A 24,080-nucleotide genomic window follows, 5' to 3' on the forward strand; every position below is an offset into this window, starting at 1 on the left:
AGTCCCTCCTTTTTCTTACTATAAATATATTCTTTTAAGGGGAGAGAACCCATTCATCATTCGATTGAGTATAATTACATCTTTAGTCGTATTTCTTAAGGCTAGAAATAAAAATAAACCATGTAACTTTACAAAAAGTCACATGGTTTATTGCAATTTAGCGCGCTCGACAGGATTCGAACCTGCGACACACGGTACCGGAAACCGATGCTCTATCCAACTGAGCTACGAACGCATATCGTATTGGCTTAGCTATAATTATATCGTTAGAATGTATTAACCGCAATGATTTAAACACTTTCTTTTGTTATTAAGTTAGAAAAGTAGATGCACTAACTAAATCATTAAATGCATCTACTTTTCTAAAGATTACCTATAGATTCTCACCGTTTGTTTGAATGACATCTTTATACCAGTAAAAGCTGTTTTTCTTCACTCTTCGTAAAGAACCGTTTCCTTCATTGTCCTTATCCACATAAATGTATCCGTAACGTTTTTTCATTTCACCAGTTCCTGCACTTACTAGATCAATTGGTCCCCAACTCGTGTAACCAAGAATTTCAGCGCCATCTTTAATAGCTTCTGCCATTTCAATGAAGTGTGATTTTAAATAATCAATCCGGTAAGTATCATTAATTACATCATCCTCTTCTAATACATCAATTGCCCCTAACCCATTTTCTACAATAAATAATGGTTTTTGGTATCGATCATGTAACTGATTACATGTTATACGTAATCCTTTAGGGTCAATTTGCCAACCCCATTCGGACTCCTCTAAGTATGGGTTTTTAATTGATGCAAAAATATTACCTTCCGTTAATTGACTTAGAATTTCTGGATCTGTACTCGTACAACGGCTTGCATAATAACTGAATCCTATATAGTCTACAGTGTGATTTCTGAGAATTTCTTCGTCACCTGCATCCATTTCAATGTGTAAATTATTTTCCTTAAAGTATCTTTTTGCATATCCAGGGTATTCTCCTCTAGATTGAACATCAATAAAGAAATAAGACTCTCTATCTTTATCGATCGATTCCCACATATCATTCGGATGGCATGTATAAGGATATGTAGCACCTGCCGCTAACATACAGCCGATTTTCGCATCGGGAATTATCTCATGACATGCTTTTACAGCCAGTGCACTTGCTACAAGCTGATGATGAGCCGCTTGATATAATACTTGTTTCTTATTCTCACCATCTTTAAGGACTATACCAGCACCGATAAACGGAGCATGTAAAAGCATATTTATTTCATTAAAGGTCATCCAGTATTTCACTTTATGTTTATAGCGTTCGAAGATTGTTCTTGTATATTTTCCATAAAAATCTAGCATTTTTCTATTTTTCCAGCTACCATATTTCTCAACTAAATAGACTGGAACATCAAAGTGACAAGTCGTTACCACTGGTTCAATATTGTACTTTAATAACTCATCGAAAACAGCATCATAAAACTGCAACCCCTGCTCATTAGGTGCTTCCTCATCACCTTTCGGAAAGATCCTTGCCCAAGCAATGGATAATCGTAAGCACTTAAAACCCATTTCTGCGAATAAAGCGATATCCTCTTTATAGCGATGATAGAAATTAATTGCTTCATGAGAAGGATAATACACACCATCTTTTAATTCAAAAGAGTCGACATTGCCCACCATAAAAGAAAAACGTTCTTTCCCAGTCGGAAGTAAATCAACTGTTGTTAATCCTTTTCCTCCTTCCAAATACGCACCTTCTAATTGGTTAGCTGCTGTAGCACCTCCCCACAGAAAATTCTTTGGAAAGTTTGATTCAAACTTACTCATGATTATTCTCCTCCTGACTTAGTCTTTTCCTCTTTACACTGCCATCATAATTTCTGAAATGCATTTCAGGTCAATCTATATTTAATATATATTTAGGTTCTTTCTAAAAGATTGTTGTTTTTAAAAATGTTTAGCAATTACAAACTATGATAAAGAGGATGATTGGAGAGAAGATCTACTAAGTTCTATGTTTATTAGCCAGAAAGTTAAAGAAACATCCACAAAATCGAGTACTATGATAATGTAATATATAAGAAATTATGTTTTAAATTAAAGGGGACTTGATATGTTAAATATTAAAGAAATTGCAAAAATATCAAATGTATCACCAAGTACCGTTTCAAGAGTCTTAAATAACCATCCACATGTAAAAGAAGAGACGAAAAGAAACGTCCTCAGAGTCATTGAGCAATTTGATTATGTACCTAATTTAAACGCCGTTAAACTTAAAAAAGGAAGAAATTTTTTAATTGGAATCATTACTCCTCTAATTAATGAGATTTCTTTACCATACATTTCTAGCTTTATTTCAATTGCAAATGAACACAGTTATAAAACAATTACATATACAACAAATTACGAAACAAATGGTGAACTAGAAGGACTAGAGGCGTTACGAAGAAAAGAAATCGATGCAATCGTCATTACAGTACGAACCTCAAACTGGAGTGAAATTGAGCATTATTGTAAATACGGTCCAATTGTCGCTTTGGAAAGAGTTGATTCCGATCTCGTCCCATCTGTCTATCTCGATCAATATATAGGCTACCATATGGCTTTGAATCATTTAATCCAGAAAGGTTACCGTAAAATTGGCAACGCCTTCGGAAGAATGAATGGATTAAATACAATTAGAAGAATACAAGCTTACAAAGATGTTTTAACAGAAAATAAGATACCAATTATTGAGGACTTTACATTTACAGAAATATACTCAAGTTCTGATGGAGAAAAGATTGTAAATAAATTATTAGAATTAGATGAACGACCAGATGCAATCATCTGTGCAAATGATTATGTGGCTGCCGGTATCGTTTCTGAAGCAAAACGTAATGGACTTATGATTCCAAAAGACTTAGCTGTAATTGGCTTTGATAATCATCTAATGTCACGTATTCTAGATATTACGACGATTCATAATCCAATTAAACAACAAGCAGAAAATGCTTTTATATTAATCTATGAACAACTAGAAAAAATCCCTCAAACTCCTAAAGCCCTTCATTTTAATTTAATCACAAGAAAAACTACATAAACTTTCGTTTAAAAATAGGAAAAGTCGTTAATGATGTTGAAGTATTACATAATGTATTTTTTTTAAATGCGTTAATTTTATTTAGCTCATAGAATACACTGAATGTAGCATCTCTTTTATTTGACCTTTTCTGACCTTAAAGGTATTATTGAATTAATCAATCTTTTGTTTTAAAAAGGAGGAGAAAAATAATGAATTTAATTCCTACAGTTATTGAACAAACAAGTCGTGGTGAACGTGCTTATGATATTTACTCTCGTCTTTTAAAAGACCGTATCATCATGTTAGGTAGTGCTATTGACGATAATGTTGCCAACTCAATTGTTTCTCAGCTTTTATTTTTAGCTGCTGAAGATCCAGAGAAGGACATCTCACTTTACATAAACAGCCCAGGTGGTAGTATCACTGCTGGTATGGCTATTTATGACACAATGAACTTTATCAAGCCTCAAGTATCGACTATCTGTATCGGTATGGCAGCTTCTATGGGTGCATTCTTATTAGCTGCAGGTGAAAAAGGTAAACGTTTCGCTCTTCCAAATTCAGAAGTAATGATTCACCAACCATTAGGTGGTGCACAAGGTCAGGCTACTGAAATTGAAATTGCTGCAAAACGCATTTTATTCTTACGTGATAAGTTAAACGGAATTCTTGCAGAGCGTACTGGTCAACCTTTAGAAACAATCGAGCGTGACACAGAACGTGATAACTTTATGACTGCAGACCGTGCATTAGAATACGGATTAATTGATAAAGTAATCTCAAGCCCAACAGCGATTAAATAAAATAAAAGAACTAGCCGATATTTTTCGGCTAGTTTTTTTTATAAAAAATAGGACACCCAACATCGTGAATGTCCTACATCATTAAATTTCTTCTCCGATAAAGTTTAAAACTTCTTTCATTGCTTCAACTTCATCATCACCTGTTACAGTAATAAGTACTTCTTCACCGTAAGGTACAGCAAGACTCATTACTCCCATAATACTTTTTACGTTTACTTGTTTCCCTTTATATTCTAATAAAACTTCCGAGCGAAACCTCGTTGCGACTTGAACGAATTGTGCTGCCGGGCGGGCTTGAATACCAGTTTCCAATAACACTCTTCCTTTTTTCTCTAACATAATCTTCTCTCCCAAATCATTTATTTAATTTTTATTGGTTCACCAGCTCTAAGTTTATCAGCAATTTCATCAATTTTTCTTAATCGATGGTTTATTCCCGATTTACTAATTGCTCCACTTGAAACCATTTCACCTAATTCTTTTAATGTTACATCTTCATACTCCACTCGTAGTTCTGCAATTTCTCGTAATTTAGGAGGTAAAATATCTAACCCAACAGAGCTTTGAATATAACGAATATTTTCAATTTGTCTAAACGCCGCACTTATCGTTTTGTTTAAGTTTGCAGTTTCACAATTTACTAAACGATTAACACTGTTTCTCATATCTCTGACGATACGAATATCTTCAAATCTTAATAATGCCGAATGAGCCCCAACAATATTTAAAAACTCAGTAATTTTTTCTGCTTCTTTTAAATAAGTTATGTGACCTTTACGTCTTTCTAAAGTTTTGGCATTTAAGCCAAATTCATTCATTAGTCGGCAAATTTCCTCTGTGTGTTCTTTATATAAAGAAAAAATTTCTAAATGATAAGATGATGTTTCAGGATTATTTACTGAACCACCCGCTAAAAATGCACCTCTTAAATAGGAGCGTTTACAACATTTCTTCTCAATTAGTTCATTTGCAATTTCATTTGTAAAAGTAAAACCTTCACCAGTAATATAAAGGCTATTTAATATCTCTTTTGCTTCTTCTTTTATCCGAACAATGTATACATTATTCTTTTTAAGTCGCATTTTTTTACGAACGAGTAATTCAACGTCCACATCATAAACACGTTTAATTAAGACATAAATTCTTCTAGCAATTGCAGCATTTTCTGTCACTACATCAACTATGAATTGGCGATTCGCAAATGATAAAGAACCATTCATTCTAATTAATGATGATAATTCTGATTTCGAACAACAATCCTTTATCTCTATTGTTGTTAATTCTTTCTTCGTTTCTGATGCAAAGGACATTTGAATCACCCCCTCCTTTTTATCTCTCGTAAAAAATCATTTATTTTTACCCTTTTTAATTTTCGTAGGAATTAAATCGCACAATATTTCCGCTAACTTCACTGTATCATGCCTTATTACATTATTATCATATTTAACAATTGGCTTATTAACAATTTCTAGCTGTAAGTCATTCAGTGCATTATAGTCTAATTCAACTTGTTGAGATAACTCTTCACTATATCGTTTCAATACTTGCTTCGGTATATTTCCTTCATTAACAATAATTGTATTAATAAAGCTACAATCCATATGTTGATATAACGCCTTTACATGATCACTAGCGGTATATTGTAATGTTTCACCTGCTTGGGTCATCACATTACATACATATACTTTTTTCGCTTTTGAAGTAAGGACAGCTTTACCTAGGTCCGTTACTAATAGATTAGGTAAGATACTTGTATATAAACTTCCAGGACCGATGACAATTAAATCTGCTTTTCCAATTTCATCAATTGCTTCCTGTATAGGTTCTAAATTTCCTGGAGATAAAAATACACGCTCAATTTTTTTACCTGAGTAAGGAATTTTCGACTCCCCAGAAACAATCGTTCCATCTTCTAACTCAGCTTTTAAAACAACACTTTGATTCGCAGCTGGAATTACTTTCCCTCTTACATTTAATACTTTTCTCATTTCAATTATCGCTCGATAAAAATCACCAGTTATAGAAGTCATTGCACTTAACATTAAATTCCCGAGCGAATGACCGGATAAATCACCAGTCGAAGTAAATCGGTGTTGGAATAACTCCTCTAACATTGGTTCAACATCCGATAATGCCGCTAAAACGTTTCGTACATCACCTGGTGGCGGTATCTTCAATTCATCGCGCAATCGTCCTGAACTTCCCCCATCATCAGCAACAGTCACAATTGCTGTAATATCAACAGGATGCTTCTTTAACCCACGGACTAACACGGATAAGCCAGTACCTCCACCGATAATGACAATTTTAGATTGCTGGCTAGCCATTACTTATGGCTCCTTTTTTCAACATCACGGTGACTAACATTTGTATCATATTGATCTTTAAAGTAATTAGCTAAGTATTCTGCAAGTGTCACCGAGCGATGTTGGCCACCTGTACAACCAATTGCGATAATCAATTGTCGCTTACCTTCTCTTTTATACTGAGGAAGCATAAAACTAACTAAATCAATTAATTTCAACATAAACTCAGTTGTTTCATTGAATTTTAATACATATGAAGATACTTCTTCATCTAAACCAGTCAACGGTCTCATTGATTCAATATAAAAGGGATTTGGGAGAAATCGAACATCAAATACTAAATCTGCATCAATCGGGATGCCGTATTTAAAGCCAAATGACTCGATGTTTACTGAAAAACCTTCTTGCTCATTTTCACGGAACTGTTTAATAATTTTCTCTCTTAGTGCTTTAGGTTTTAAATCTGATGTGTCATAAATCAATTGAGCTCGCCCTTTAACTTGAGCTAATAATGATCGTTCTATCTCAATTCCCTTAAGTGGAGATCCATTTGGTGATAGTGGGTGTGATCGACGAGTCTCTTTATATCGAGTAACAAGAGCAGAATCCGTTGCATCTAAAAATAAAATTTGTGGAATAATTGAAGGGGTTGTCATTAGTTGATCTAAAGAATTACCTAACTGTTCAAAGAACTCCCTCCCACGTAAATCCATTACTAACGCAACTTTATCGGTAGTATGATGATCTGGATCCTTTAAAAGCTCTACAAATTTCGGAAGTAATGCTGGCGGAAGATTATCCACACAGAAGTAACCTATATCTTCTAATGCTTGAACAACGACTGTCTTACCAGCACCTGACATCCCAGTAATAATTACCATTTTCACATGTGATCTTGTAGCCATTGTGTTCCACCCTTTCTAATAGTTAATCTTTAACTTGGATTTAATCGATATCTTAATAATTCAAATTCTGGAGTATATACAAATGTACCGTGTAATATTTCGTTTCCTTTTAGTAAATAGTCAATTATATGATGATCGCCTTCTGCCATTTGAAGATTTTTCACTTCATCAACAGGATGCCAGCGTAGAATTCCTTCTTCACATTCATCTTGGTTTTCACCATCAAATTCAGTAGCTAAAAATGAAAACATCATCCATTCATTAACTACCTTTGCATTCTCTTCTATAATAATTGTAAAAACACCTTTTAATTTTGGGTTTTTCAAATAAACTCCCGTTTCTTCGCGGTATTCGCGAACAACAGCTTCTCGTATATTTTCACCTGGTTCCATTTTCCCACCAGGAGCAACCCACCAATTTCTTCTTGGCTTTTGTAACAGGAGGACGTTATTATCTTTTAACAAAACACAATGTGTAACTCTTTGCATTTTCTTTACCTCACTCATACTCGTCTACAGTTGGTTGTAACTGCCCAATCTATATTATACCGTTAAACCCTTACAACAACAACTTGAAACGCTACATGGCTTTTTTAAATCATAAAATTTTATATCGAATTATTTTTGTTAATAAGTTTTAAAAGAAAACATATTTTAATAAAGAATATATGAAAATCCTAGGTACAACATTTCTCGTGTGTTGCACCTAGGATTTATAAATATATATATCTAATTAGTATAAAACAAATGCTGAGAAACTTATTTTTAAAAATTTATGAACATCCACTCTTTTTTAATGGACGAACCACCAAGCCTGCTAGCTCGTCCTTCACATCGATTAACCGTAATCCGTTTTCCCGCATGACTGTCATTACTACTATTTCTTAACAATGTTTCTATAAAACATTATAAATATAATAGAGCAAAACAAAAAAAGGGAACATGGACAAGCGCATATCCATGTTCCAATATATTTAGGGGGCTCTCTGGTTAATGTATATAATACAGTAAATTTATTGCAAGAAAGTTACACCCTAGTTACATATAAGTGTCAGAATATTACAATTCTATTTGAAGATTAACGTTTTCTTATTTTACGTAGACTAACTGCTTATTTGTTAGAGTTTAGTTTGTTTTTGCTAATGCTTCTTTAAGTTCTTCAACATAATGTTGAACTGCTTGAGCCGCAATACTACCATCACCTGTTGCAGTTACTACTTGACGTAAAGTTTTTTCACGAACATCACCAGCAGCAAAAATACCAGGTACTTTTGTTTCCATCGCGTCATTTGTTTCAATATAGCCATTCTCATTTGTGATACCTAAGTTAAGGAATGGTTTCGTTAAAGGTAACATTCCGATATAAATAAATACACCATCTGTTTTAAAATCAGATTCTTCGCCATTTTGTGTATTCACTAGTGTTACTCCACTTACTTTACCGTCTGTACCATTTATTTGTTTTAAAGTTGTATTCCATACAAATGAAATTTTTTCATTAGCAAACGCGCGATCTTGAAGAATTTTCTGTGCACGAAGTTCATCACGACGATGAACAATCGTAACTTTTGACGCAAAACGAGTCAAGTAAACACCTTCTTCAACAGCAGAGTCTCCTCCACCAATTACAACTAATTCTTTATCTTTAAAGAACGCACCGTCACATACTGCGCAATATGATACACCACGGCCACCAAGTTCTTGTTCACCAGGTACACCAATTTTTTTATACTCTGCACCAGTCGTAATAATGATCGCGCGAGCTTTATATTCTTTTTTACCTGCGATAATAGTTTTATACTCTTTTCCATCAATGATTTCTTTAATATCACCATATGCGTATTCAGCACCAAACTTTTTAGCATGGTCAAACATTTTATTCGATAAATCCGGTCCTAAAATGCTATCAAAACCAGGATAGTTTTCGATTTCTTCTGTATTTGCCATTTGTCCACCTGGAACACCACGTTCCATCATTAATGTAGATAAGTTTGCACGTGATGTATAAACTGCTGCCGTCATTCCCGCAGGTCCAGCTCCAATTATGACTACATCATAAATTTTTTCTTCCATTTCATTTCACTCCTTGATCATATATGGCTATTTGCCCTAGTTAATTAACTACCACTATCCTAATACGCAATCACATAAAACAACAAATCATATGCTCATGAAAATATAGAAAACTCGTTGATTGGCGTGCCTTTTAGGCGAAGACAGAGACGTAGTTGCACTTATACTTAATTCCTTAAATTGCAACAACTTCGAGTACTCTTCGCAGCAGTCAATTTATACTTTCTTAACGTATATAGAAAACTCGTTGATTGACAAGCCTTTTAGGCGAAGACAGTGACGTAGTTGCACTTATACTAAAATTACAAAAACGTCGAGTTCTCTTCCTCGTTGCCCTATTTATACTTTCTTAAGGTATAAAGAAAGCTTGCTTAACACCATTTGGTATTAATACAAGCTTCGAATGGCGCTAATGCCTTTATTCAATAAGTAAGTAGATATGTTATAGTTTGCTGCAATTTTCTTTTGTGATACACGTTTTTCTTCATTTTCAACAAGATAATGTGTTGCAGCTAAAAGTACATTTTCATCTACTGGTAATTCTTTATATTTTAGAGTTAATTCACAAATCGAGAAAAACCATAATTGAAGTTGATTTCGCAAAATCGTATAATCATCTTCCCAATGTGTCTGAATTTTTTTAGCTCCATTTATAGCGACTTTTAATGAAGGATGTGGCTCAATATAGCACATATTATTTAAAAGTACTTGTTCTATTTGTTCATCAATACCAACATTTTCTTTTGGATCTAAATCTTGAAGAATAGAACTAAACTTTTGTTCATAATAATATTCTTTCATAAAATAAATTAATCCCCATCGTTCACTATTCGAGTTAGAGAATTTTGCTTGGTATTCTGTATCTGACATAAGTTTTTCAATTTCATTTGTCGAATGTTTCTTCTCAGCCCATGGAGCTAATTCCTCATGGTCTTCAAATGCATCTGACATTTCGGTTTCCCAAATTCTTTCTGCAAATTCGATTCGTCCGGAACGGTAAGCAGCATCGCTGTACATGTAATAAAATTGTACTTCACGATTCGGTCTTTCCATATAAAGTAAATGAAAAAGTTTAAATGCTTGCTCAAATTGTTGGAATTGATAAAAAAGAACGCCAAGTTTATGACGGTGCTCCTCTGAAATAGGAACGATATTAGACAAGCTTTCAAGGAGTTCTTGAGCAACTTCCTGTTCATTTAATATACGTTTCAGCATTGTTAAATGAATAAGAGATGAAAGATTCCCTGGATTTTGTTCTAATACATAATTTAAAACTCTTTCAGCTTCATCGTGATTTCCCATATGAAGTTCAACTAAAGCCAAATTATTATAAGCTGGCCAGAATTCTTGGTACTTATCGACGATATTCAATAAGGTTGTCTTCGCAGATTTCCAATCATGATTAGCTAAATAGCTTGTCACTCTTTCTTGGAGAACAAGTAAATCATCATTTATGCTAAGATCATCATCTTCCTCACTTTGAATAATATCTAAGTAATCTTCAAGTTCTTCTAGTTGTTCTTCATCAGTACCTATCTCTAAATACTTTTGTGCATAAAGATTTGCTTTTTGAAACAATCCTAACTCAAAAAAAGCAAATGCTAATAAATAATATACATCTTCGTTTGCAGGAAATTTATCTAAAATATATTCTAAAATTGTAATTGAAGTTTGATATTGATGCATTGATAAAAGCTTACGAGAAATATCAACTAACACAGTTTGATTTTCTTCATTTTCAGCTGCTTTTTTTAAATAATAGATCGCTTGCTCTGTATCGTTACTATTATAAGCTTTCATACCTTTTTCGTAGAAATAATCTTTAGGTAACGAGAACGAAACGACATTATGAAATTGATTTGTTTGATTCCCCAAATTTTCTGACATTCGATCCTCCAGTTATTAAAGCTTATCACAGTATATCACACAAAAAGAGGAAATAGTCGTCGTCCAAATTATAAGAATTTGTAAACGATCGAACAATTTCCACTTTCAATAATTTAAAAGTAGTCCAGCTTACTATAATACATGAAACGAAAAATATTGGAAACTACTTTTTAATTTTGGCTTTGTTAAACTAACTTGTTATTAAATGCTTCAAACTAACGAAATTAGAACTTACTATTGACTATTTTTCAACAAGATGGACCTATTGTTCAGAACTAGAATTCGGCATGGAAATAATCCTCATAGGATTCCCACCTACAAATGCCCCAGCTGGAACGTTTTTATGTACAAGGGAAGCTGCTGAAATTTTTGCTCCATCACCAATTGTAACCCCTGGTAAAATCGTCGTATTTGCCCCAACTAACACATTATCTCCAATAAGAACTTCACCTAAACGGTATTCATCAATTAAATATTCATGCGCTAAAATCGTTGTATTGTAGCCAATGATTGAATTTTTACCTACTGTGATTAACTCTGGAAACATTAAATCTGGAGTTACTTTAAATGCAAACGCAGTATACTCTCCGATTGTCATACCAATTAGTCGTCTAAACATCCAATTTTTCAATTTAAAAAACGGAATATATCTTGCAATTTCGATCACAATTACATTTCGAAAAACTTTCCAAAAAGAGACGGTTTTATACAATTGCCACAGTGAATTTACACCTTCAACATTGTAACGCTTTGTGTTTCTCACTTTTCATCGATTCCTAAGATTTGTAAGATATCGCTCATTTTTTCTAGCATAAAATCAGGTTGGTATGTTTCTAAAAAGTCCTTCCCTTTTAAAGACCAAGAAACTCCAGCTGTTTTCGTTCCGGCATTTTTGCCACCCTCAATATCATGATAGTTATCGCCAACCATAATCGTTTCTTCAGGGGTTGAGTTAAGCTTTTTCAAAGCCAATTGAATAGGTTCTGGATGTGGCTTTGCATTTTTAACATCATCAATTGTAATAACCGTGTCAAAAAATTGTTTTAGTCTGCTAAAATTAAGTCCCATTTCAACAACGTTTCGTGCTTTTGTTGTGACGATTCCAATTTTATAACCTTTATTGTGCAAAGCTTCAACTGTTTCAAAAACTGTTTCGTATTCTTCAACAAACTCATCATGCATTTTTATATTAAATTGACGGTACTCAGCAATTAATTCCTCAACTCGTTCTGGGTCAACAGTTGAAAAAGATTCAACTAATGTTGGTCCCATAAAGGGAATAACATGTTCACGTTGATATTGATTTGGGTAATATTTTTCTAATGTATGCATAAATGATGCAATTATTAATTCATTTGTATTAATTAACGTGCCATCTAGGTCAAATAATATTGTATTTATTTTCATTGGTAATTCCTTTCTATTTCGCTTCTACCTTACTATTTGATTCCGACTGAGTACTGATTCTTCCAATCACTCTTGCAACAATGCTGGTAACAATAAGTGCAAGTAAGAAACGGATTCCGAATAAATACCAAACCGGTATACCTAACGGAATAAATAAGAGAGTATCCTCTACTACCGCATGGCATGCTACTAAAAATAAGAAAACTAAATAGAGATCTCGTTTAGTAACCCCATCTTCTTTTACCGCTTGAATCATAACGCCGGCACCAAAAGCTAAGCCAAAAAATAACCCCGCAGCTAATGTAACTCCTGCTTTCGCTTCTACACCAATCAATTTAGTAAAAGGTGATAAAAATTTTGTGATATAGTTCATCCAACCAAAATCTTTTGCAAATTGAATAAAAATCATTAATGGGATAACAATTTTGATTAACTGGAAAATACCTTTTAATGAAGAGATGATTGCCGTTAGAATTAAATCCCATCCAGTATTATTAGCTGCTTCTGTTGCAGCAATTCCTTTATGAACAATTTCACTTCCACCTGGCCAAAAGAAATGCAAACATAATGCTGAAACGATTGCAAAACCAATTCTGACTAAAACGACAAATGATGCTCTAATCCCTACAGCAGATGCCACCGAGGTTTCAACAAATAAGTTATGAGAAAAACTTAGCATTACTGCAAGAATCAATGCTTCCTTCATAGTTAAATCCATCGGGAGCATCGCACCAATTGCGGCATATAAATTTAAAACATTTCCTAAAACTAATACTAATGCAGCATCTCCCTTTAAGCCTATAAAACTCATTAATGGTTCAAGAAGATTTACAAACCAATCCATTAGTGCTGTTTCTTTTATAATCATTAAAATGAAAGAAATAGGGAAGATGATTTTCCCTATTTTCCAAGAAGTTTGTAAGCCTACAAGTAAGCCGCTCCTTAATGTCCCCAAACGGATTCACCTCTCCCGTATTCTCTATTTAATTAAGCGTCTAAATATCGATCATTTGATAAGCCTTTTACTCTACGATAAATAAGAATAATAATAGCTCCCACTATAATTAGAACTGAAATAAATTGTGCCATTCGAATCGTATCCGTCAGCATTAAACTATCTGTACGAAGTCCTTCAATAAAGTATCTCCCCACTGAATACCAAATTAAATAACTTAAAAAGATCTCTCCTCGTCTTAGATTGAATCTTCTTAGCGAAATTAAAACGATAATTCCTACAAAACTCCATAGAGATTCATATAAAAATGTTGGGTGATAATACGTACCGTCTATATACATTTGATTTATAATCCAATTCGGTAAGTAAAGTCCTTCTAAAAATGCACGTGTAACTGGTCCACCATGTGCTTCCTGATTCATAAAATTACCCCAGCGACCTAGCATTTGTCCTACTAGAATACTTGGAGCAGCGATGTCAGCTAATTTCCAGAAAGAATATCCTTTTTTCTTTGCGATGAAATAACTTGCAATGAATGCACCTATTAAACCACCATGGATCGCTAAACCACCTGACCAAATTTGAGGAATTTCGATTAAATGCTTCGAGTAATAATCTAGATTGAACAATACATAGTAGATTCTTGCTCCCAAAATTGCAGCAGGTACAGCAATTAAAACGATATCCATAAAAGTTTCTTCATGAACACCTCGGCGCTTTCCTTCTCGTATAGCTAACCAAAGTCCGAGTAAAACCCCTGTTCCAATTAAAACTCCATACCATTTAATTGAAAGAGGACCTAATTGTAAAAACACTTTATTTAATGGTTGAATTGTTGAATCCATTCCTTTTTCCCCACTTCATTATTAAATTAAATCTTTAAAACTCATTCACATTATTTCCGCCTTGAATGACTTTTTCTAATCGATCAGCAAATTGCTGTGCAGCATTAACTCCCATTCGTTTTAAACGGAAATTCATTGCTGCTACTTCAATAATTACAGCTAAATTTCGACCAGGACGTACGGGTAACGTTATTTTCGAAATATCAGTATCTAAAATTCTAAGTTTCTCGTCATCTAAGCCAACTCTGTCATAAACTTTCTGAGAGTCCCAAATTTCCAAATCAATATTTAATGTAAGACGTTTATACGTACGAACAGAACCTGCACCAAAGAGTGTCATAACATTTATAATTCCTAACCCACGAATCTCTAATAAATGTTCGATTAATTCAGGAGAAGATCCTATTAAAGTATCTTCATCCGTTTGACGGATCTCAACTGAGTCATCAGCTACTAATCGGTGACCTCGCTTTACTAATTCAAGAGCAGTTTCACTTTTACCCACACCACTTTTACCAGTAATTAATACCCCAACACCATAAATGTCTACTAAAACGCCATGTAGTGCAGTTGTTGGTGCTAGTTTTGCCTCAAGATAACTCGTAAGTCTACTATATAATTTTGTTGTCTTACTATTAGAAAGTAAAATCGGAACTCCAGTTTCATCTCCAGCCTCAACTAGTTCAGGAGGTATTTCAAGTCCACGTGTAACGATGATACAAGGTGTATCCTCTGCGCAAAGTTTCTTTAATCGGTCAACTTTTTGTTCATCAGTTAGACTCTCATAAAATGTTAGCTCTGTCTTCCCTAACAATTGCACACGATCAGATGGATAATATGTAAAAAATCCTGCTACTTCTATCCCAGGACGCGATAAGTCTGTAGTATTGATAGACTTATTTAACCCAGCACTTCCACTTAGCACCTCTAATTTAAAGTGCTCAACTAAATCCTTCGTACGTAACTTACCCATTACGAACCTCCTAAGGTTTAATATTTATGTACTTTCCTACATATTGTACCATTTTTAAACAAGGTGGGAAAATGTCGAGAAATGACATTAATTAATTTTAATCTAAGAGCTTTAAAACTTGAAATTGTCCTCTTAAAAACGAGATTCGAAAGGTATTTACCAACACTAAATCTAGTTAAATATTCTTATTATGGTTAAATTTGTAAATTAAACTAAAACATTTGACGTACCTATTGAATCAAAACACCATGGCAAACTAACTATTTATTTAACTTTTATCAATCAATCATTGATTTCTTCCGATAAGAATAGTGTTTAACAAATAATTGTATAGAGGTGAATTATGTTGAAGAAATGGCTTTATAGTGTAAGCTCTTTACTGCTAGCATTTACTTTTTTTCTTCCGTTACTTAGCAATACTATCGCATTTGCAGAAGAGACAAACACAATCCAAAAACTAAACTTAGAAGTAACAAACAGCATCAAAGATGAAGCAATAACAACTAAAGTAAATAAGGACTTATTGTCAAATTCATTAAAAGACTTCGCTACATTAAGTGTTACTGTTTACGAAAATGAAGAACCAAAGGTAACTTCTGAAAACTTATCAAGTTTTGTAAAAACGGGTGTTGCCAATAATGAAAATGGCATCAAAACGGCTTTAAAACCTCATGAAGAATCATATGATGCATATGTCTTAACAATCCTTTACTCCCAGTCAAATACACCACTTGCATATCATTTAGACAAACTCTCAATCGACAATACACCAACGGATGAAAATAAATTACAATTATCTGAAAGCGACATTTCAATCGCTCCAGGAGAAACAAAAGAAATTAAAGTAACATTTTTGAATGAAAAAGGCGTTAAAGAAGATATCACTCTTAAACCTGAGTTAACTGTTGAAAATGAAGATAATGATTTAATCACATATAAAGACGGCATTATTACTGCTGGTGAAGAATTCGGTACAACAGAATTAACTTTCAATTTTTTAAATTCGACTGCTTCTTTAAACGTAACAATCGAAGATAAACCAGAATTAGAAAGTATTAAAATCGATCCTAGAGAATTTAAACTAGCTGTTGGTAAAACACTTCCTTTAAAAGTATTTGGAGTTTACTCTGACGGTTCAAAAGAAGTATTAAAAGAAGGCTTAACTTGGCAAACATCGAATAGTGCAGTAGCTACAGTTAAGGATGGAGTAGTAACAGGAGTTAAAGCAGGAAAAAGTAATGTCTTTATTACCGTTTCATATGAAGATTTTAGCGCAAAAACAGAAGGTAAAATTTTTGTGCAAGAAGCTGCTAAAATAAAGAATATTATTGCATCACCTTCTAAAATAAAACTAAAACAAGGTGAAAAAGAGACGATTAAAATCTATGCTGTTTATACTGATGGTAAGAAAAAAGATGTTACAAAAGATATAAAATGGAAGATATCAAATACTAAAATCGTTACTTATTCAAATGGTAAAATCGTAGCTAAAGCAAAAGGCGCTGCAGTAATTAAAGCTAGTTATCAAAATTTCAAAACAACGATTACTGTTGTTATTGAGAAAAAAAGTAAGCATGACGACGATGATCGTGATCACGGAAATAAACACCACCATGATGATGATAATCATAAAAACGATGATCATGGACATGGCAAAAGATAAATACTGCTAAATAGTAAAGCTCCCTATACTAATTAGGGAGCTCTTACTATTTTCTATTCGCATGTTTACTTTTATTTTTTGGATCAAAGACGAAATATTGAATCAACATACTGAATGTACTGATTAATATTGAAGCAATTATAGCTGTACCAAACCCATTTACTCTTAATGCATCACCAAGTATATAATCAGTTATTTCTAATGTAATTGCATTAATTATGAAAATAAATAATCCCAAAGTAAAAATAGTCACTGGTAATGTTATTAAAATCAATACAGGTCTAATAACTGTATTTAATATCGATAAAACTAAAGCGGCGATAACAGCTGTTGGAATATTTGCTACATAAAAATCCGGTTGAAGAAAACCAGCAACAACGATAAAAACTAAACTATTTATTGCTAATGAAAATAACCATCTCATAAACTTCCCACGTCACCTTCTCTTGGAACAACAAAAATCCAAACTAAATATACAAATAAAATTGCCCCAAAGCCTATAAAAAATAATAAAACAAATAACAATCGAATTAGTGTGCTATCAATATTAAAATAGTTACCTAATCCTCCACACACACCAGCAATCATTGAGTCTTTAGAAGATCGAAATAGTTTTCTCACAGAAATCTCCTCTCTATCAACAAATCTTTTTTTATTTATATTTTATTCATTCTCATTTCTTTATTATTTATTGTATGCCAAAGCATTCAAGAAATGTGGACCACTTATGTATTTCCCTATTGAATTATGAATATGTAGTATATCAAATAAAACAAATACAAAGAAAAAAGAATACTCTCTCTTTTCTTTGTATTTCATGTAGCTATATCGTTCTTATGATTCCATTAAAGCCATTCTTTGTTCCATTCGGCTTTTATCTCGCTCTAATACAGTTTTTAAATACTTTCCTGTATGTGAAGCATCTACTTTACATAGATTTTCTGGTGTTCCTGTTGCTACAATTGTTCCACCTTTATCTCCACCTTCTGGACCTAGGTCTATTAAGTAGTCTGCAGCTTTTATAACATCTAAATTATGTTCGATGACAAGAACAGTATCGCCATTGTCAACTAATCTTTGTAAGACAACTAATAATCTAGCGATATCATCTACATGTAACCCAGTTGTTGGTTCATCTAGAATATATAATGTGCGGCCGTTCGTACGTTTATGAAGTTCTGATGCAAGTTTTACACGTTGAGCTTCCCCACCAGACAATGTAGTAGCTGGCTGCCCAAGAGTAATGTAACCCAAACCTACGTCAAATAAAGTTTGTAACTTTCGTTTAATCTTTGGAATATTTTCAAAGAAAACAACAGCATCCTCAACATTCATATCTAAAACTTCCGAAACTGATTTGTCTTTATACTTAACCTCTAAAGTTTCTCTATTGTATCGTTTTCCATGACAAACTTCACAAGGTACGTACACATCAGGTAAGAAATGCATCTCGATTTTTATAATACCATCGCCTCGACATGCTTCACATCTTCCACCTTTAACATTGAAACTAAATCGGCCTTTTTTATACCCTCTAACCTTTGACTCATTTGTAGTTGCATAAACGTCACGAATATCGTCAAATACACCTGTATACGTTGCAGGGTTAGAACGCGGTGTACGTCCGATTGGTGATTGATCAATATCTATAACTTTTTCTAAGTGTTCAATCCCTTTGATTTCTTTATGTTCACCTGGGCGCACTTTAGATCCGTTCAAATTTTTGGCTAATGATTTATATAGTATTTCATTAATTAAAGTACTTTTACCGGAACCAGATACACCCGTTACTGCAACGAACGTACCTAAAGGAAATGCAGTCGAAACATTTTTCAAGTTGTTTTCTTTCGCACCAACAATCTTAATTTCACGACCATCACCTTTTCGTCGTTCAAGTGGTACTGGAATGAACTTCTCACCTGATAAATATTTACCAGTTAATGAATTTTCATCCTCCATCACTTCTTTTGGTGTACCTTGAGAAATGATTTGTCCGCCATGTACACCTGCGCCTGGCCCAATATCAATTAAATAATCAGCTGCTAACATTGTATCTTCATCATGTTCAACGACAATCAATGTATTTCCGATATCACGCATGTTTAATAAAGTAGAAATTAAACGATCATTATCTCGTTGATGTAATCCAATCGAAGGCTCATCTAGAATATAAAGAACTCCTGTCAACCTAGATCCGATTTGAGTTGCTAAACGAATTCGTTGTGCTTCTCCACCTGATAATGTACCTGCTGCACGATTCAACGTTAAATAGTCTAATCCAACATTAACAAGAAATCCTAATCGTTCTCTAATTTCTCTTAAGATTAAGTTCGCTATTTTTTCTTGCTTCGGAGTAAGATCCAGTCCACCAAAGAAATCATATGCCTCTTTAACTGACATTTTCGTTACTTCACCTACATGAAGTCCATTAATAAAGACTGCAAGAGCCTCTTTTCTTAAACGATGCCCTTTACAAGTTGGACAGCTTTGTTGTGCCATATATTTTTCCATTTGTTCACGAATAAAATCTGAAGTCGTTTCTTTATAACGTCTTTCTACATTTGAAACTACTCCTTCAAATTCAATCATCGCTTCACGCACATGGCCTTGTTCATTATCATACTTAAAATAGATTTGCTCTCCATCACTACCATAAAGAATTTTATCTTGTAAGTGTTTTGGTATGTCTTTAAACGGGATATCCATATTGATTCCGTAGTGATTACATACACTTTCTAGGAGTTGTGGATAATACATAGAACTAATTGATTCCCAAGGAGCAATTGCATTTTCTCTAAGTGTTAATCCTTCATTCGGAATGATTAGGTTTAAATCAACTTCTAATTTTGTACCAAGTCCATCACATGAATGACATGCTCCAAATGGGCTATTGAACGAGAACATACGAGGCTCTAATTCGCCAATTGAGAAACCACAATGTGGACATGCGTGATGTTCACTAAATAATAATTCTTCTTCTCCGATGACATCAATAATGACACGGCCTTCTCCAAGTTTTAATGCTGTTTCAAGGGAATCAGCAAGTCGAGTAGCTACCCCATCTTTTATAACAATACGGTCAATGACTACTTCAATTGAATGTTTTTTGTTTTTTTCCAACTCAATCTCATCTGAAACATCAAAAAGCTCTCCGTCTACACGCACTCGAACAAAACCTTGTTTTTTAATGTCTTCAAATACTTTTACATGTGTCCCTTTTCGGCCAGAAATAACTGGTGAAAGCACTTGGAGTTTTGTTTTTTCTGGGTACTCCATTACTCGATCCACCATTTGCTCTACAGTTTGCGAAGTTATTTCAATTCCATGTGTTGGACAGATTGGTGTCCCAATACGAGCATATAATAATCGTAAATAATCATAAATTTCTGTTACAGTACCAACAGTTGAACGTGGATTACGGCTTGTTGTCTTTTGATCAATTGAAATTGCTGGTGAAAGACCTTCAATTGAATCCACGTCAGGTTTATCCATCTGACCTAAAAATTGGCGTGCATACGCAGATAATGACTCTACATATCTACGTTGACCTTCAGCGTAAATTGTATCAAAAGCTAGTGAGGATTTTCCTGATCCTGATAATCCAGTTACAACTACTAATTGATTTCTTGGAATAGTCACATCGATATTTTTTAAATTATGTGCTCTAGCTCCTTTGATAATAATTTCATTCATACTTTTCAAATTCCTCACCTCTCAGCTTTTAACTCTAATATTAAGTCACGAAGTTCTGTTGCTCGTTCGAAATCGAGCGCCTTCGCTGCATCCTTCATCTCCATTTCAATTGATTGAATGAATAGATGACGTTCTTTTTTGTTCATTTTTGCATATTTAGCGCCAAGGCCATTTTCATAAACTTCTTCATCTCCAGCATCTGAAGTCGCTCGAATGACATCTCGTACTTGTTTAATAATTGTTTTTGGCGTAATTCCATGTTCTATATTATAAGCCTCTTGAATTTCGCGTCGACGTTTTGTTTCTTCAATTGCGATATTCATCGAATTCGTCATCTTATCCGCATACATAATAACATGACCATTTGAATTCCTTGCTGCGCGGCCGATTGTTTGAATTAATGAGCGCTCAGAACGTAGGAATCCTTCTTTATCCGCATCTAAAATGGCAACTAAAGAAACCTCTGGAATATCTATACCTTCACGTAATAAGTTAATTCCAATTAAAACATCATATTTACCTAATCGAAGGTCGCGAATAATTTCAATACGCTCAAGCGTTTTAATTTCAGAATGTAAGTAGTTTACTTTAATGCCAATTTCTTTCAAATAATCCGTTAAATCCTCAGACATTTTTTTCGTAAGAGTAGTGATTAACACTCTTTCATTTTTAGCTGTACGATTTCGTAGCTCATCAATTAAATCATCTATTTGGCCTTCGATTGGACGTATGTCAATTGTCGGATCTAATAGACCAGTAGGACGAATAATTTGTTCTACTCTTTCTGGACATAAATCTAACTCATACGGTCCTGGAGTAGCAGTGACATAAATAGTTTGTTGTACCTTGTCTTCAAACTCTTGAAATTTTAAAGGGCGATTATCTAAAGCAGATGGTAGACGGAATCCGTGATCGACTAATACTTGTTTTCTAGCTTGGTCACCGTTAAACATTCCTCGAATTTGAGGTACCGTAACATGCGACTCGTCGATTACCATTAAGAAATCTTCAGGAAAGTAATCTAATAAAGTATAAGGTGTTGAACCTGGTGGTCTTAATGTCAAATGACGGGAATAATTTTCAATTCCTGAACAAAATCCCATTTCATTCATCATCTCTAAATCATATCTTGTACGCTGTTCTAGTCTTTGAGCTTCTAATAATTTTCCGTTCTCTTTCATTATTTTTAAACGCTCTTCTAGTTCAGCTTCAATATTCTTAATCGCAACTTTCATTTTTTCTTCACGTGTTACGAAGTGGGAAGCCGGGAAGATTGCTACATGATCTCGATCTCCTAGAATCTCGCCAGTTAATGCGTCCACTTCTCGAATCCTCTCAATTTCATCACCAAAAAATTCCACACGAATACAGTGCTCATCTCGAGAGGCCGGGAAAATTTCGACCACATCGCCACGAACTCGAAACGTACCACGCGAGAAGTCAATATCATTACGTGCATACTGAATATCTACTAATTTATGCAATAAGTCATCTCTACTAATTTCCATTCCATTTCGCAATGAACAGACTAACTCACGATATTCTTCTGGATTACCTAAACCGTAAATACATGAAACACTCGCAACAATAATAACGTCCTGTCTTTCAAAAAGGGAGGAAGTAGCAGAGTGGCGTAATTTATCAATTTCATCATTAATACTAGAATCTTTTTCAATATACGTATCCGTTTGAGGTACATACGCTTCCGGTTGAAAGTAATCATAGTAACTTACAAAGTATTCAACTGCATTATTTGGAAAAAACTCTTTTAATTCACTATATAATTGTCCAGCAAGTGTTTTATTGTGAGCAAAAACTAATGTTGGTTTACCTATTTCCTTAATTACATTTGAAATGGTAAAAGTTTTCCCCGTACCTGTTGCTCCTAATAACACCTGATGCTTTTTACCATTTTTAACTCCATCCACAAGTTCTCTTATCGCATTCGGCTGATCGCCTTGTGGTGAATAATTAGAAACTATCTCGAAACTCTGCTCCATCTTCTCCGCCTCCATTTCCAAAACATACCTATCCTTCTATTTTACCACAAAATTGTAAAAATCAATCAAAAACAGAACAAATGTACTTTAATTTTTAACTCCAATTTAATATTATCTAGGTTTAAGTGAGAATTCAAGTTATTAAACAAGAACGTACATTCTTTCGAACTTCACTTTACTGATTCTATTAATAAAAAAACCTAGTCTTGATGGTTTAAAAATCATCAGACTAGGTTTCTATTTTATTGAATCCTTAAATCATAAAAATATAATTTTTTTACTAATTCCATATTATGTTCTTTTGTATTTTTTAATTTTACTCTTCCTTCATAAATAACCTTTCCATCACTCAAATCAATTATAATGACCATGCCATTACTACTACTTACTGATTCACCTGTAGAAGTTGGATACATATATAATTTACCTTTTAAAATCATATTGTTTATCATTGTTTCTTTTTTCTGTAGTGGAATATTTATTTTTATTGGTTCTCCATCAAGCATTTTTCTTTCGAGACTATATTTTAAAACTGTTTGTCCCTTATCATTACGATTGACGATGTATAGGAAATTACTATCCAGCATCAATTCACTTTGTTTTGCAATCTCTAGTTGTTCTTTTGATAAGTTTAATGGCTCATCTTTTCCAGTTTTCATGTTAATTACATGCAAATCACTTCTAATTAGTTCTGAAGTTGAATCTCCGTTTTGTTGAACAGTATTCTTTGATTCCATCTCCATATAAACAAAATAGTTATTTGGTTGAGTTGGATCCGATGAACCTGTAGTTTGTACGTCAGTATGAATATTGCCTTCATTTTTAGATAGGTTAAATACTTTCGTTTCAACAATTTTCTTTTGACTTACATTGATTCGATACATAACGCGTTCATTTTGGTCAACAACTTCATTCATATTACCATTATGATTATCGCTAAAATTGGTCTTATTTTGATACGTCGTTACTACAATCTCTTTTCCAATTAATTGAATGTCTTCTACGTTTATATATGAGTATTCCTCTTCTTTAGGGATATCTAATTTAAACTTAAAGCGATCTTTATTTTGACGGTCCATCCCATCAATATATAGTTTATACCCATTATTTTTTTCATTATATCCTGCATGTTTCCCTCTCGCATCAGCATACCAAATATAATTTTTATCAATGTAAAACCCAGACGACAAGGTTTTTCCGCGCATATAATTTTTTTCTTCTTTTTGCAAATCATTTAGTTTCTGAATCTCAAAAAAATTAGTATTAAACTGATCAAAAATTAGATTACTATTACGATACTCACTCCCAGATGTCGTAATCCTTAAATTATTATCAATACCATTTTTATTATACCCTGCATTTAGTACAATGTTTTTTACTTCCTTCGAATTTCCTTTTTCTGTTGCTAAATAGAAATTAGGTTGTTTGCTTTCAGATGTTGCAACCTTTGTATAAAAGATACCAAGGCTGAGAGTAGTCACAGCTGCGATTACGGCCATATTACGATAACGTTTCATCATG

At 33.6% G+C, this 24,080-nt stretch carries 21 protein-coding genes and 1 tRNA gene; 3 read left to right on the forward strand and 19 right to left on the reverse strand.

Annotated features, from left to right (window positions below):
- Positions 1 to 161: 161 nt before the first annotated feature.
- A tRNA-Arg gene (locus tag B7R65_RS03855) sits at positions 162 to 235 on the reverse strand.
- A gap of 138 nt (positions 236 to 373) precedes the next feature.
- A complete protein-coding gene (locus B7R65_RS03860) occupies positions 374 to 1,813 on the reverse strand; it encodes a 6-phospho-beta-glucosidase (RefSeq protein WP_088041433.1) in 1,440 nt (479 codons plus the stop codon).
- Positions 1,814 to 2,099: 286 nt separating this feature from the next.
- Between B7R65_RS03860 and B7R65_RS03865 the strand changes: the two genes are divergently transcribed.
- Both B7R65_RS03865 and clpP read left to right on the forward strand, forming a co-directional pair.
- Positions 2,100 to 3,068, forward strand: coding sequence for a LacI family DNA-binding transcriptional regulator (locus B7R65_RS03865; RefSeq protein ID WP_088041434.1), 969 nt, complete (start codon positions 2,100 to 2,102; stop codon positions 3,066 to 3,068).
- 191 nt (positions 3,069 to 3,259) lie between these two features.
- Entirely contained in the window at positions 3,260 to 3,853 is a 594-nt protein-coding gene (clpP, locus tag B7R65_RS03870; RefSeq protein ID WP_088041435.1) for an ATP-dependent Clp endopeptidase proteolytic subunit ClpP, read from the forward strand.
- A gap of 81 nt (positions 3,854 to 3,934) precedes the next feature.
- Here clpP and B7R65_RS03875 read toward each other — a convergent pair whose 3' ends face one another.
- The 12 genes from B7R65_RS03875 to hprK form a co-directional block, all read right to left on the reverse strand.
- The gene (locus B7R65_RS03875) at positions 3,935 to 4,192 is read right to left on the reverse strand and encodes an HPr family phosphocarrier protein (protein ID WP_088041436.1); all 258 of its coding nucleotides are present in this window, start codon (positions 4,190 to 4,192) and stop codon (positions 3,935 to 3,937) included.
- A gap of 20 nt (positions 4,193 to 4,212) precedes the next feature.
- On the reverse strand, positions 4,213 to 5,163 hold the full coding sequence (gene whiA, locus B7R65_RS03880; RefSeq protein ID WP_088041437.1) for a DNA-binding protein WhiA: 951 nt from the start codon (positions 5,161 to 5,163) through the stop codon (positions 4,213 to 4,215).
- 36 nt (positions 5,164 to 5,199) lie between these two features.
- Entirely contained in the window at positions 5,200 to 6,180 is a 981-nt protein-coding gene (locus B7R65_RS03885; RefSeq protein WP_088041438.1) for a gluconeogenesis factor YvcK family protein, read from the reverse strand.
- The gene (rapZ, locus tag B7R65_RS03890) at positions 6,180 to 7,064 is read right to left on the reverse strand and encodes an RNase adapter RapZ (protein WP_088041439.1); all 885 of its coding nucleotides are present in this window, start codon (positions 7,062 to 7,064) and stop codon (positions 6,180 to 6,182) included. Before rapZ ends, B7R65_RS03885 begins: the two co-directional genes overlap by 1 nt.
- A gap of 29 nt (positions 7,065 to 7,093) precedes the next feature.
- A complete protein-coding gene (locus tag B7R65_RS03895) occupies positions 7,094 to 7,552 on the reverse strand; it encodes an NUDIX hydrolase (protein ID WP_088041440.1) in 459 nt (152 codons plus the stop codon).
- A 636-nt stretch (positions 7,553 to 8,188) separates the two neighbouring features.
- Entirely contained in the window at positions 8,189 to 9,136 is a 948-nt protein-coding gene (gene trxB / locus B7R65_RS03900; protein ID WP_088041441.1) for a thioredoxin-disulfide reductase, read from the reverse strand.
- 387 nt (positions 9,137 to 9,523) lie between these two features.
- Positions 9,524 to 11,023, reverse strand: a complete 1,500-nt coding sequence (locus tag B7R65_RS03905; protein WP_088041442.1) for a tetratricopeptide repeat protein — start codon at positions 11,021 to 11,023, stop codon at positions 9,524 to 9,526.
- 262 nt (positions 11,024 to 11,285) lie between these two features.
- Positions 11,286 to 11,786 carry an acyltransferase gene (locus B7R65_RS03910; RefSeq protein WP_088041443.1) on the reverse strand — a complete coding sequence of 167 codons (501 nt, stop codon included), beginning with the start codon at positions 11,784 to 11,786 and terminating at the stop codon, positions 11,286 to 11,288.
- Positions 11,783 to 12,430 (reverse strand): pyrophosphatase PpaX, encoded by a 648-nt coding sequence (ppaX, locus tag B7R65_RS03915; protein WP_088041444.1) that lies wholly within the window; start codon positions 12,428 to 12,430, stop codon positions 11,783 to 11,785. Before ppaX ends, B7R65_RS03910 begins: the two co-directional genes overlap by 4 nt.
- Before the next feature lie 13 nt (positions 12,431 to 12,443).
- Positions 12,444 to 13,385, reverse strand: coding sequence for a nucleoside recognition domain-containing protein (locus B7R65_RS03920; protein ID WP_142288195.1), 942 nt, complete (start codon positions 13,383 to 13,385; stop codon positions 12,444 to 12,446).
- A 32-nt stretch (positions 13,386 to 13,417) separates the two neighbouring features.
- Positions 13,418 to 14,230 carry a prolipoprotein diacylglyceryl transferase gene (lgt, locus tag B7R65_RS03925; RefSeq protein ID WP_088041445.1) on the reverse strand — a complete coding sequence of 271 codons (813 nt, stop codon included), beginning with the start codon at positions 14,228 to 14,230 and terminating at the stop codon, positions 13,418 to 13,420.
- Positions 14,231 to 14,264: 34 nt separating this feature from the next.
- Positions 14,265 to 15,203: an HPr(Ser) kinase/phosphatase gene (gene hprK, locus B7R65_RS03930; RefSeq protein ID WP_088041446.1), complete on the reverse strand. Its 939-nt coding sequence runs from the start codon at positions 15,201 to 15,203 to the stop codon at positions 14,265 to 14,267.
- A gap of 346 nt (positions 15,204 to 15,549) precedes the next feature.
- Between hprK and B7R65_RS03935 the strand changes: the two genes are divergently transcribed.
- Positions 15,550 to 16,866, forward strand: a complete 1,317-nt coding sequence (locus B7R65_RS03935) for an Ig-like domain-containing protein (protein ID WP_179194760.1) — start codon at positions 15,550 to 15,552, stop codon at positions 16,864 to 16,866.
- 46 nt (positions 16,867 to 16,912) lie between these two features.
- Here the strand turns inward: B7R65_RS03935 and B7R65_RS03940 are convergent, their stop codons facing one another.
- The 5 genes from B7R65_RS03940 to B7R65_RS03960 all read right to left on the reverse strand — a co-directional run bounded on the left by B7R65_RS03940 (position 16,913) and on the right by B7R65_RS03960 (position 24,076).
- Positions 16,913 to 17,290: a phage holin family protein gene (locus B7R65_RS03940; protein ID WP_088041448.1), complete on the reverse strand. Its 378-nt coding sequence runs from the start codon at positions 17,288 to 17,290 to the stop codon at positions 16,913 to 16,915.
- Positions 17,287 to 17,487 (reverse strand): PspC domain-containing protein, encoded by a 201-nt coding sequence (locus tag B7R65_RS03945; RefSeq protein ID WP_088041449.1) that lies wholly within the window; start codon positions 17,485 to 17,487, stop codon positions 17,287 to 17,289. Before B7R65_RS03945 ends, B7R65_RS03940 begins: the two co-directional genes overlap by 4 nt.
- A gap of 213 nt (positions 17,488 to 17,700) precedes the next feature.
- Positions 17,701 to 20,559, reverse strand: coding sequence for an excinuclease ABC subunit UvrA (gene uvrA, locus B7R65_RS03950; RefSeq protein ID WP_088041883.1), 2,859 nt, complete (start codon positions 20,557 to 20,559; stop codon positions 17,701 to 17,703).
- A 14-nt stretch (positions 20,560 to 20,573) separates the two neighbouring features.
- Positions 20,574 to 22,559, reverse strand: a complete 1,986-nt coding sequence (gene uvrB / locus B7R65_RS03955) for an excinuclease ABC subunit UvrB (protein WP_088041450.1) — start codon at positions 22,557 to 22,559, stop codon at positions 20,574 to 20,576.
- A 242-nt stretch (positions 22,560 to 22,801) separates the two neighbouring features.
- Positions 22,802 to 24,076 (reverse strand): hypothetical protein, encoded by a 1,275-nt coding sequence (locus tag B7R65_RS03960; RefSeq protein WP_088041451.1) that lies wholly within the window; start codon positions 24,074 to 24,076, stop codon positions 22,802 to 22,804.
- Positions 24,077 to 24,080 lie beyond the last annotated feature (4 nt).

It is taken from the genome of Bacillus sp. EAC (assembly GCF_002156875.1).
GTDB lineage: Bacteria > Bacillota > Bacilli > Bacillales > Bacillaceae_G > Gottfriedia.

Bases quoted from the DNA above. Each gene is read 5' to 3' on its own strand.
- B7R65_RS03860 (WP_088041433.1), bottom strand. From the start codon at position 1,813: ATGAGTAAGTTTGAATCAAACTTTCCAAAGAATTTTCTGTGGGGAGGT.
- B7R65_RS03865 (WP_088041434.1), top strand. From the start codon at position 2,100: ATGTTAAATATTAAAGAAATTGCAAAAATATCAAATGTATCACCAAGT.
- clpP (WP_088041435.1), top strand. From the start codon at position 3,260: ATGAATTTAATTCCTACAGTTATTGAACAAACAAGTCGTGGTGAACGT.
- B7R65_RS03875 (WP_088041436.1), bottom strand. From the start codon at position 4,192: ATGTTAGAGAAAAAAGGAAGAGTGTTATTGGAAACTGGTATTCAAGCC.
- whiA (WP_088041437.1), bottom strand. From the start codon at position 5,163: ATGTCCTTTGCATCAGAAACGAAGAAAGAATTAACAACAATAGAGATA.
- B7R65_RS03885 (WP_088041438.1), bottom strand. From the start codon at position 6,180: ATGGCTAGCCAGCAATCTAAAATTGTCATTATCGGTGGAGGTACTGGC.
- rapZ (WP_088041439.1), bottom strand. From the start codon at position 7,064: ATGGCTACAAGATCACATGTGAAAATGGTAATTATTACTGGGATGTCA.
- B7R65_RS03895 (WP_088041440.1), bottom strand. From the start codon at position 7,552: ATGCAAAGAGTTACACATTGTGTTTTGTTAAAAGATAATAACGTCCTC.
- trxB (WP_088041441.1), bottom strand. From the start codon at position 9,136: ATGGAAGAAAAAATTTATGATGTAGTCATAATTGGAGCTGGACCTGCG.
- B7R65_RS03905 (WP_088041442.1), bottom strand. From the start codon at position 11,023: ATGTCAGAAAATTTGGGGAATCAAACAAATCAATTTCATAATGTCGTT.
- ppaX (WP_088041444.1), bottom strand. From the start codon at position 12,430: ATGAAAATAAATACAATATTATTTGACCTAGATGGCACGTTAATTAAT.
- lgt (WP_088041445.1), bottom strand. From the start codon at position 14,230: ATGGATTCAACAATTCAACCATTAAATAAAGTGTTTTTACAATTAGGT.
- hprK (WP_088041446.1), bottom strand. From the start codon at position 15,203: ATGGGTAAGTTACGTACGAAGGATTTAGTTGAGCACTTTAAATTAGAG.
- B7R65_RS03940 (WP_088041448.1), bottom strand. From the start codon at position 17,290: ATGAGATGGTTATTTTCATTAGCAATAAATAGTTTAGTTTTTATCGTT.
- uvrA (WP_088041883.1), bottom strand. From the start codon at position 20,559: ATGAATGAAATTATTATCAAAGGAGCTAGAGCACATAATTTAAAAAAT.
- uvrB (WP_088041450.1), bottom strand. From the start codon at position 22,559: ATGGAGCAGAGTTTCGAGATAGTTTCTAATTATTCACCACAAGGCGAT.
- B7R65_RS03960 (WP_088041451.1), bottom strand. From the start codon at position 24,076: ATGAAACGTTATCGTAATATGGCCGTAATCGCAGCTGTGACTACTCTC.